We start from the raw sequence: 8,147 nt of genomic DNA on the forward strand, positions 1-8,147 counted from the left end.
AATCTACAAAAAGCCTTGCGCGGCTGAATACCTGCCGCGCCCGTTCTTTACAAGGAATAACCGATGAAAACCGCCCGCCGCCGCGCCCGCGAATTTGCCGTTCAGGGCATTTACGAGTGGCATCTGAATCAGGAAAGCCCGGCTTCCCTGATTGAAAAGCATTTGCGCGAGAATGATTACTTCGTCAAGGCTGACGAAGCGCTGTTCCGCACCTTGTTGTACGGTGTAGTCAAAGATGCCAAGGAACTGGGCATTCTGGTCGACCGCTTTCACGAGCGCAGTGCCGAAGAAGTGAGCCCGGTCGAGCGCTCTGTGCTGCTGATGGCCGCGCTGGAGCTGACCCAGCATCCGGAAACGCCTTATCCTGTGATCATTAACGAAGCGATCGAAATCACCAAGACCTTTGGTGGCACCGATGGTCACAAGTTTGTCAATGGTGTACTGGACAATCTGGCCGCCGAAGTGCGCGCCGACGAGGTCGCCAGCCAGAAGTCGCGCCGCCGCGCCGACTAAGCAATCAGGCCTGCCTGACTGACACCCGCTGCGGCGGGTGTTTTTGCGTCTGCTAGTGGCAGGAGGGATATATGAACGAATTCGAATTGATACGCCGCCATTTTACCCGCGCAACACCTCAGGCCGTGCTGGGCGTGGGCGACGATGCCGCCATTATCCAGGTGACGCCCGGTTGTGCTTTGCATGTCTCGGTCGATATGCTGGTGCAGGGGCGGCACTTCTTTGCCGATGTTGATCCGGTAAGCCTGGGGCACAAGGCGCTGGCGGTGAATCTGTCCGATATGGCGGCCATGGGCGCCGCGCCGCGCTGGGCATTGCTGGCGCTGGCCTTGCCGCAAGTCGATGAGGCATGGGCGGCCGGCTTTGCCCGCGGCTTCTTTGATCTGGCGGCGCGTTTCGGTGTTGAGCTGGTCGGTGGGGACACCACCTGCGGCCCGTTGACTTTGTCGGTGACTATCATGGGCGAGGCGCCACAGGGTATGGCACTGCGCCGCTCGGGCGCGCAACCGGGTGACGATATCTGGGTGAGTGGCCGGCTGGGTGAGGCCGCGCTGGCACTGGCCTGCCGACTGGGGCGGGTAAAAGATGTACCTCAGGATGTCCTGAACGAATGCCTGCAGCGCCTGGAGCGGCCCGAACCGCGGGTAGCGCTGGGTCTGGCGCTACGCACGGTCGCGCATGCGGCGCTGGATGTATCCGACGGTTTGATGGGAGATCTGGAGCATATCCTTGCGGCCTCGGGGGTGGGGGGCGAAATCGAACTGGAAGCCCTGCCGACCCACCCCTGGCTTGCGGCGCGCCGTGGCGAGCATGCGGCGCTGATTGCCGCCGGTGGCGATGATTACGAACTGTGTTTTACTGCGCCGGCTAGTGCCCGTGAGACGCTGGCCGATATCGCCGCGCAGTGTGATGTGGCGCTTAGCCGTATCGGGCGCATCAAGGCAGGCAGCGGCGCTTGCTTGCTGGACAAAGACGGGCGCGCGTGCCCGCTCGACAAAAAGGGGTATGACCATTTTGCGTAAACCTGACTGGGCTTTTGTTTGCTCGCATCCGGCGCATTTTCTGGCTTTCGGCTTTGGATCCGGTCTTGCCCCCAAGGCGCCGGGCACCTGGGGGTCGCTGGTTGCCTTGCCGTTATATGCGCTGCTGCTCGCGTTGGGCCTGGGTAGCATGCAGATCGCCTGGCTATGCCTGCCCCTGTTCCTCGTCGGCATCCCGATTTGCGGCCTGACCGGGCGTGCTTTGGGTGTGAGCGACTATGGCGGTATTGTGTGGGACGAAATCGTGGCCATGCTGCTGGTGCTGGCTTTTGCCCCGGCGACGCCAGTTGGCTGGTTGCTGGCCTTCGTGCTGTTTCGCCTGTTCGATATTGTCAAACCCTGGCCGATACGCTGGTTTGACCGGCGCATCCATGGTGGTTTCGGTGTGATGGTCGATGATTTGATCGCCGCCTTGTTTGCCATGGCAGTACAGGCGCTGGCATGGCAGTTCTTGCTGTAATTTGGGCCTTCGCGTAAGCCAGGCAGGGGCAGGGGGCAGTTTTAGCAGCTACAACATGAGAGTCTTTTATGGGAATCTTGTTTGATGAAACTGCCTGCCAGCTTGCGTCCGATCCGGGCCGATATCGTGCGCGGCGTGCTGTTTATGCTGGGCATGGGTTTGCCGGTATGGGCCGGTATTGTGCTTGAACAACCGGTATTGGGGGCTTTCGCTTCGCTGGGGGCGATGCTTGCCTTGTCGCTGGACCCGCGGCGCAGTATGGCAACGCGTATTCCCAGTATTATGCTGGGCACGCTGCTAGTGGTTGCGGCGGCCGCGCTGGGCCTTGTGATTGCCGGCAACCGGCCGCTGGCTTTGGCCGGACTGTTTGTCATCAGCTGGCTGGCGGGCCTGCCCCGGCCTGATCATGCTTATTTAAGCCTGCTGGGAAAATACGCCGCTTCAGCGCTGGTGCTGGCCGAGATGGGCTTCCCGGCGACTGTGCCCATTGGCGCGGCTTATGTGGCCGGCGCCATGCTGGGCTTGGCTTTGAGTCTGATGCAGGCGTGGCTGGTTGCCAGTGTCGAGCCGGGTAGCAGTCCATGGGATGAAATGAATGCTGTTATTTCGGGTGATAGCAACGGCCCGCTTTACGGCCTGACCCTGCCGCTGACCATCTTGCTGGCCACCTTGTCGGCGGTGAAGCTGGGGGTGGTTGAGGCCGGCTGGGTCGGCCTGACTGTGTTGTTTGTGATGCATGTGGATGACGCACAGGCGTGGCGACGGATCTGGCAGCGTGTGGCAGGCACCTTGCTTGGTGTGGTGCTGGCGGCGTTGCTGCTGACTTGGGTGGGGTCGCCGCTCGGGCTGGTTTTGCTGATAGCCTTGCTGGCGGCGGCTTACCCTATGGCGCTCAGGCGAAATTATCTGGCTTTCAGTCTGGTAGTGACGGCACTGGTGTTGCTGGTGATCGATGTGGTCAAGCTTGAGTCGGGCGGGGATGCCGGTTTACTGGGCTGGCGTTTTGTCGATACCTTGTTAGGGTGTGCCTGGGTGGCGCTGGCCTTGTTTTGCATGCGTGCCTTGCGCCGCTTTTGGCCTGTACGCAGGGGGTATTAGGTTTAAGGTTTTACGTTGCCATGGCGAGTTGCGGGCTTTGTGGTATCCTTGCGCCCCTCTTGTGACCTGTCACCGTTATTCATGAAAGACCCTTGCGACCACTACACCTTTGATCTCATTGGTGGCGTGCAGAAAAAACCCGGCCGAAAACCGCTGGGTGCGAAAGCGATGACGGTTGCCGAGCGCAAGCGGCGTAGTCGCGAGCTCAGGCGCAAGCGTCTGCAAGAGCAGTCGGTCACGGTCGAGTTGTCACGCGACGCGCAAAAGTCGCTGGAAAAGATGATCGAATGGTGGGGTGTGAGCAAGAAAGAGGCGATCAATCGCGCCTTGCAGATTGCCTGCGCTTCGCAAACCGGCCGCACCGGCATGCTGTTCGATTTCGATCCTGCCTTCCTGGCACCGCCAGCACCGGTCAAAAAGAAAAAAACCACGGCCTGAGTGCCCGCCGCCGCCTTATTCCTCAGCGGTGCTGTTAAAAGCGTGCAGCTTGCTGGCCTCATGTCGCGTATCATGCTCGCTATGCAGATAACGCCTCGTTGTCTGGATGCTGGCGTGACGCAAATTCTGGCTGACCATCAACAGGCTTACGCCGGCATCAAGCTGGTGACTGGCCGAGGTGTGACGCAGCCAGTGGCAACTGGCTTTGCGCAGGCTCAGCCGTGATTCTTCGTCGTGGCAGCAGGCCTCGGCGCGTCGGAATACTTCTTTGCATATCAGGTAAATCGCCTTGTCGCCCAGCGGCTTGAGTGTGCTCAAGCGGCAAATGAGCGGCGTTGCTTCTGCCGGGTGGATCGACCCGCCCAAGCCAAGGCTTAAGCGGTAACGCGTCAGCGCATCCATCAGTTCGCTATTGAGCGGCACCTCAGCCAGTACGCCACCCTTGCCGTGAATGCGCCACCAATGGCGGTTGCGGCGGCTAAGAATATCCCCCATTACGGCACCCGCCACTTCGCTGCGCCGCGCGCCGGTCAGGTAAAGCAAGGTGATCAGCCAGCGCGTGCGCGCAGCATGGGCGCGCTCCTTGGCTGTTGTTTCGGGTAGTTGCGCCAGTGCCTGATGCACGGCCTGCCATGCGCCGGCATCAAGAAAGCGCTCAAAGGGCAAGCTGTCTTGTTTGGAGCGGCGTGACTTGACCAGGGCGAACGGGTTGCCTGACAGATAGCCTGCGTCTCCCAGGTAACGATACAGTGCTGCCAGTATGGTCAGTGCATGGCGGATGCTGGATGGCGACAGCGGGCCGGCAAAAGGCTTCCACTCAGGGTGGCTGCGCGGGCGACTGGGGCCGACCCAGTCGCTGCCCGGTTGTGCCAGAAAGCGCTGGTAGTCCTGAACATCTTCACGCTTAAGGCTGGCCAGACTCTGTTTGCGCTTGCCGAGCCACAGCAAAAAACGCTCCGATTCCTTGCGATAGCCTGACAGCGTATGCGGCCGGTCAGCGTGTTCGGATAGCCAGGCGAGTACGGCATGTTCGTCGCTTTGGGCGCGAATTAATAAAGCGGGAGAGGGCGGGTGGACGAGGGGGCTTAGCATCGGGGCGAAAGTATACCTGCGTATCGCATGAATTACGCTGTTCATGGCAATATGGCTGATGCATTGAAGCTATTTACCATATAGAATATCTCTATCACATAATAAGCAGCGGTTTAATCATGCTCCAGCATCTGGCTATCCGGCACAAGTTGTTACTGCTATTGCTCCCGCCTGTATTTGCTGCACTGGCTTTGACCGGCTATTTGTTTGCCGGTCGCTATCAGATGCTGCAAGAGTATGAGGTGGCGCACGAAATGACGGTGATTTCGGGCGAGGCCAGCCAGCTAGTGCATGCATTGCAGGTCGAGCGCGGCCTGACGAATGGCTTTTTGTCCGGAGCCGGTGCCCCGCCAGCTAAGCTTTTGGAGGCGCGTGTCGCATCCGATCAGGCACTGACCCGTTTTGTGGCGGCTGCCGGAGCATTAAATGATACTGACCTGACTCCACAGTTAACGCCCCTCCTCGCCAGTTTGCAGGGTATTGCACAGGCGCGCGTCGCCATCAATGCCCGCAGCGTGGCGCCACCGCAGGTCTTTGCGGCCTATAGCCAGCACATTGATCAATTGATCGCCCTGGTGTCAGGCGTGGTGGAGAGTAGTCGTGACAACGAATTAGTGCATTCCGGCATGGCTCTGTTGTCTTTGCTTAACGAAAAAGAGTCTGCCGGGCGCGAGCGCGGTTATGTGAATGGCTTGCTCTCTGGCGGAAGTATGACCCCGGCCGAACAGGCTAAAGTTGTAGCCATGGGGGCGAGCCAGCAAAGCTACGCTCATAGCCTCAAACTGCTGGCAAACCCGGCGCAACGTACGCGCCTTGAAACTATCGAGAACTCGGCGCCAAGTCGTGAAGTGTCTGCATTGCGCCAGCGTATTTTGGCGGTGCCGCCCGGGGAAGTTCTGGGCGTCGAGCCTGGCGTATGGTTTGCGGCCGCAACGGCCAAGATCGGCCTGCTAAAGGCAGAGCAGGATCAAATCCTGTCGGGTCTGGACGCACATATTTTGCGGCAGCTGGCCCAGTCCCAGCGCATGCTGTGGATCAACGGTGTTGCCAGCATCGTGCTGACGGCCTTGCTCTTGCTTTTGGCCTGGCGCGTTTATAGCAGCATCCATAAGCCGCTGACGCGGCTGGAACAGCTGATGAGCTTGATGAGCCGTGATCTGGATCTGTCCCAGCGGGCAAATCTGCAAGGCAGTGATGGCATTGCGCGCATGGCACAGGCGTTCGATAGCCTGGTGGCGTCCTTTGCACTGACCTTGCAAACCGTCAAAGGGAATACGCATACCTTGCTGGATGCCGCGCAGGGTTTGTCGGACGTGTCCGGGCGTGCGGCGCATGCGGCCGATTTGCAAAGCGCGTCTTCTGCACAGATTGCCGCCGCGATTGAGCAAATGTCGGTCGGCATCACCTCGGTCAGCGAAAATACCGAGTTCAATTTGCAGGCTGTACGCGAAATGACCGCCAGTGTCGAAGACGGGCGCAATCGCATGGCACAGACGGCGCAGGCAATACGTGGCACTGCCAGCTCGCTGGAAGAGGGTGGGCGCATGGTGGATGAATTGTCTGCCCGCTCGCAACAGATTACCGGCATTATCACGGCCATTCGCGATATTGCGGATCAGACCAATTTGCTGGCCTTGAATGCGGCCATTGAGGCTGCACGGGCCGGTGAGGCCGGACGGGGTTTTGCCGTAGTGGCCGACGAAGTCAGAAAGCTGGCCGAGCGCACCGGACTTGAAACCGTTAATATTGCCGACTTGGTCAGTGCGATCGGTCGCGGTACCGAGGCGGCTTCCTTGCAGCTGAAATCGGCGCAGCAAACCATGTGCGAAGGGCTGACGCTGATTGATGTCAGCGTGGAAGACCTGGCCGGGATACGTGAAAAGGCGGCGGCCTCGGCCGACAAGAGCGCGGAAACTGCACTGGCCATACGCGAGCAGTCCAGTGCCAGTACCGATGTGGCGGTCAATATCAGCCGCATTGCCGAACTGGCCGAAGAAAACCTGACCCAGGTGGCCGAATCTGCACAATTGGCGGCGCGCCTGAGCCAGGCCGCCGATGAGCTGGCAACTCAGGTGGATCGCTTCAAGGTCGCGCGCTAAGCGTAGAGGCTGCCCGCCATCCGGCGTATTGTTCATGCCCGCCCGGGTGTGAAACAATACGCCGTTTTTATTTGGCTTATGAAAGCACCCCCTATGGATGATCAGGCCCTGCTGCGTTACAGCCGGCATTTGCTGCTAAAAGAAGTCGATATGGCCGGCCAGCAAGCACTCATGGCGTCTCGCGTCCTGGTCGTGGGCTGTGGCGGATTGGGGGCGGCTGCGATACCGTTTTTGGCGGCTTCGGGCGTGGGCCAGTTGTTGCTGGCTGACGATGATGTAATTGAAACGTCCAACTTGCAGCGCCAGGTTTTATACGGCGAGGCTGATCTGGGGCGACTCAAGGTTGAGGCGGCCGCCGATGCCGTGCGCCGGATCAACTCGGGGGTTTCGGTAGAGGTCGTGCCGCAGCGACTGGATGGCGCGGCGCTGGCGCACCGGATGGCACAGGTGGATGTGGTGCTGGATTGTTCGGACAATTATGCAACGCGTCAGGCGGTGAATGCTGCAGCAGTTGTCAGCCGTACACCCTTGGTGTCGGGTGCCGCGGTACGCTTTGATGGCCAGTTGCTGGTAGTCGATCCGCGTGTCGAGAATAGCCCGTGCTATCACTGCCTGTTTGGCGGCAGTGACGCCAGTGACGGAGCTTGTGCGACTTTCGGTGTTTTTTCACCACTGGTCGGAGTGATTGGTGCGCAGCAGGCGGTGGAAGCATTGAAGCTGCTGATGGGTATTGGTGTTAGTCCGGTCGGGCGTCTGATTACTTATGACGCGCTAAATGCCGCCTGGCGCGAGATGCGCTTTAGCCGCGACCCGGATTGTGCCGTGTGTGGCGCTGTTTAGCGCCATGGCAAGTCGCTGTAGCGCCCGGTTTCGATAATCAGCAGAGCCATAAACAGGCGCCGGGCCCGGCGTCAGGCCCGTGCCCGGCAGAAACAATGCCGGCACTATGGATCAGAAACCCGCTTGCCAGTGCCCGCTCTTGCCGCCCTGTTTTTCCAGCAGGCGGACGCCGCCGATTTCCATGCCGCGGTCTATGGCCTTGAGCATGTCGTAAACCGTCAGCAGGCCGGCATTGACGGCGCTTAATGCTTCCATTTCCACACCGGTGCGGCCGACGGTTTCGGCCGTGACCCGGATATGCAGGCGGTTAAGTTCGGCCTCTGGGCTGAATTCGACTGCCACGCGGGTCAGGGCAATCGGGTGGCACAGCGGGATCAGGTCGGCGCAGCGTTTGGCGCCCTGAATGGCGGCGATGCGGGCGATGCCGATAACGTCGCCTTTTTTATTATTGCCGGAGAGCAACTGGGCAAAAGTGTCTGCCAGCATGGTGATATGGCCGGTCGCAACGGCTACGCGACGGGTTTCGTTCTTGGCGCCGACATCGACCATATGGGCTTGGCCGGCGGC

At 60.0% G+C, this 8,147-nt stretch carries 9 protein-coding genes; 7 read left to right on the forward strand and 2 right to left on the reverse strand.

Translation table 11 applies throughout. The features are described 5' to 3' along the window. Positions 1–63 precede the first annotated feature (63 nt). From nusB to EGI20_RS15265, 5 genes are all read left to right on the forward strand, one after another. A complete protein-coding gene (nusB, locus tag EGI20_RS15245; RefSeq protein ID WP_160796359.1) occupies positions 64–513 on the forward strand; it encodes a transcription antitermination factor NusB in 450 nt (149 codons plus the stop codon). Positions 514–584: 71 nt separating this feature from the next. Beyond that, positions 585–1,535 (forward strand): thiamine-phosphate kinase, encoded by a 951-nt coding sequence (thiL, locus tag EGI20_RS15250; RefSeq protein ID WP_498632463.1) that lies wholly within the window; start codon positions 585–587, stop codon positions 1,533–1,535. Next, positions 1,519–2,013 carry a phosphatidylglycerophosphatase A family protein gene (locus EGI20_RS15255; RefSeq protein ID WP_498632465.1) on the forward strand — a complete coding sequence of 165 codons (495 nt, stop codon included), beginning with the start codon at positions 1,519–1,521 and terminating at the stop codon, positions 2,011–2,013. Before thiL ends, EGI20_RS15255 begins: the two co-directional genes overlap by 17 nt. A gap of 84 nt (positions 2,014–2,097) precedes the next feature. After that, positions 2,098–3,111: an FUSC family protein gene (locus EGI20_RS15260; protein WP_498632467.1), complete on the forward strand. Its 1,014-nt coding sequence runs from the start codon at positions 2,098–2,100 to the stop codon at positions 3,109–3,111. Positions 3,112–3,192: 81 nt separating this feature from the next. After that, entirely contained in the window at positions 3,193–3,549 is a 357-nt protein-coding gene (locus EGI20_RS15265; protein WP_124736078.1) for a hypothetical protein, read from the forward strand. Positions 3,550–3,564: 15 nt separating this feature from the next. Here EGI20_RS15265 and EGI20_RS15270 read toward each other — a convergent pair whose 3' ends face one another. Further along, the gene (locus EGI20_RS15270) at positions 3,565–4,641 is read right to left on the reverse strand and encodes a tyrosine-type recombinase/integrase (protein WP_498632468.1); all 1,077 of its coding nucleotides are present in this window, start codon (positions 4,639–4,641) and stop codon (positions 3,565–3,567) included. A gap of 119 nt (positions 4,642–4,760) precedes the next feature. Between EGI20_RS15270 and EGI20_RS15275 the strand changes: the two genes are divergently transcribed. After that, entirely contained in the window at positions 4,761–6,740 is a 1,980-nt protein-coding gene (locus EGI20_RS15275; RefSeq protein WP_498632469.1) for a methyl-accepting chemotaxis protein, read from the forward strand. Between the two features lie 93 nt (positions 6,741–6,833). Continuing rightward, positions 6,834–7,580, forward strand: coding sequence for a HesA/MoeB/ThiF family protein (locus EGI20_RS15280; RefSeq protein WP_498632470.1), 747 nt, complete (start codon positions 6,834–6,836; stop codon positions 7,578–7,580). Between the two features lie 111 nt (positions 7,581–7,691). Here the strand turns inward: EGI20_RS15280 and moaC are convergent. Further along, positions 7,692–8,147, reverse strand: a 456-nt coding sequence (moaC, locus tag EGI20_RS15285; RefSeq protein WP_498632471.1) for a cyclic pyranopterin monophosphate synthase MoaC, incomplete at its 5' end; no start/stop codon positions are given.

The organism is Aquitalea sp. S1-19 (assembly GCF_024343515.1).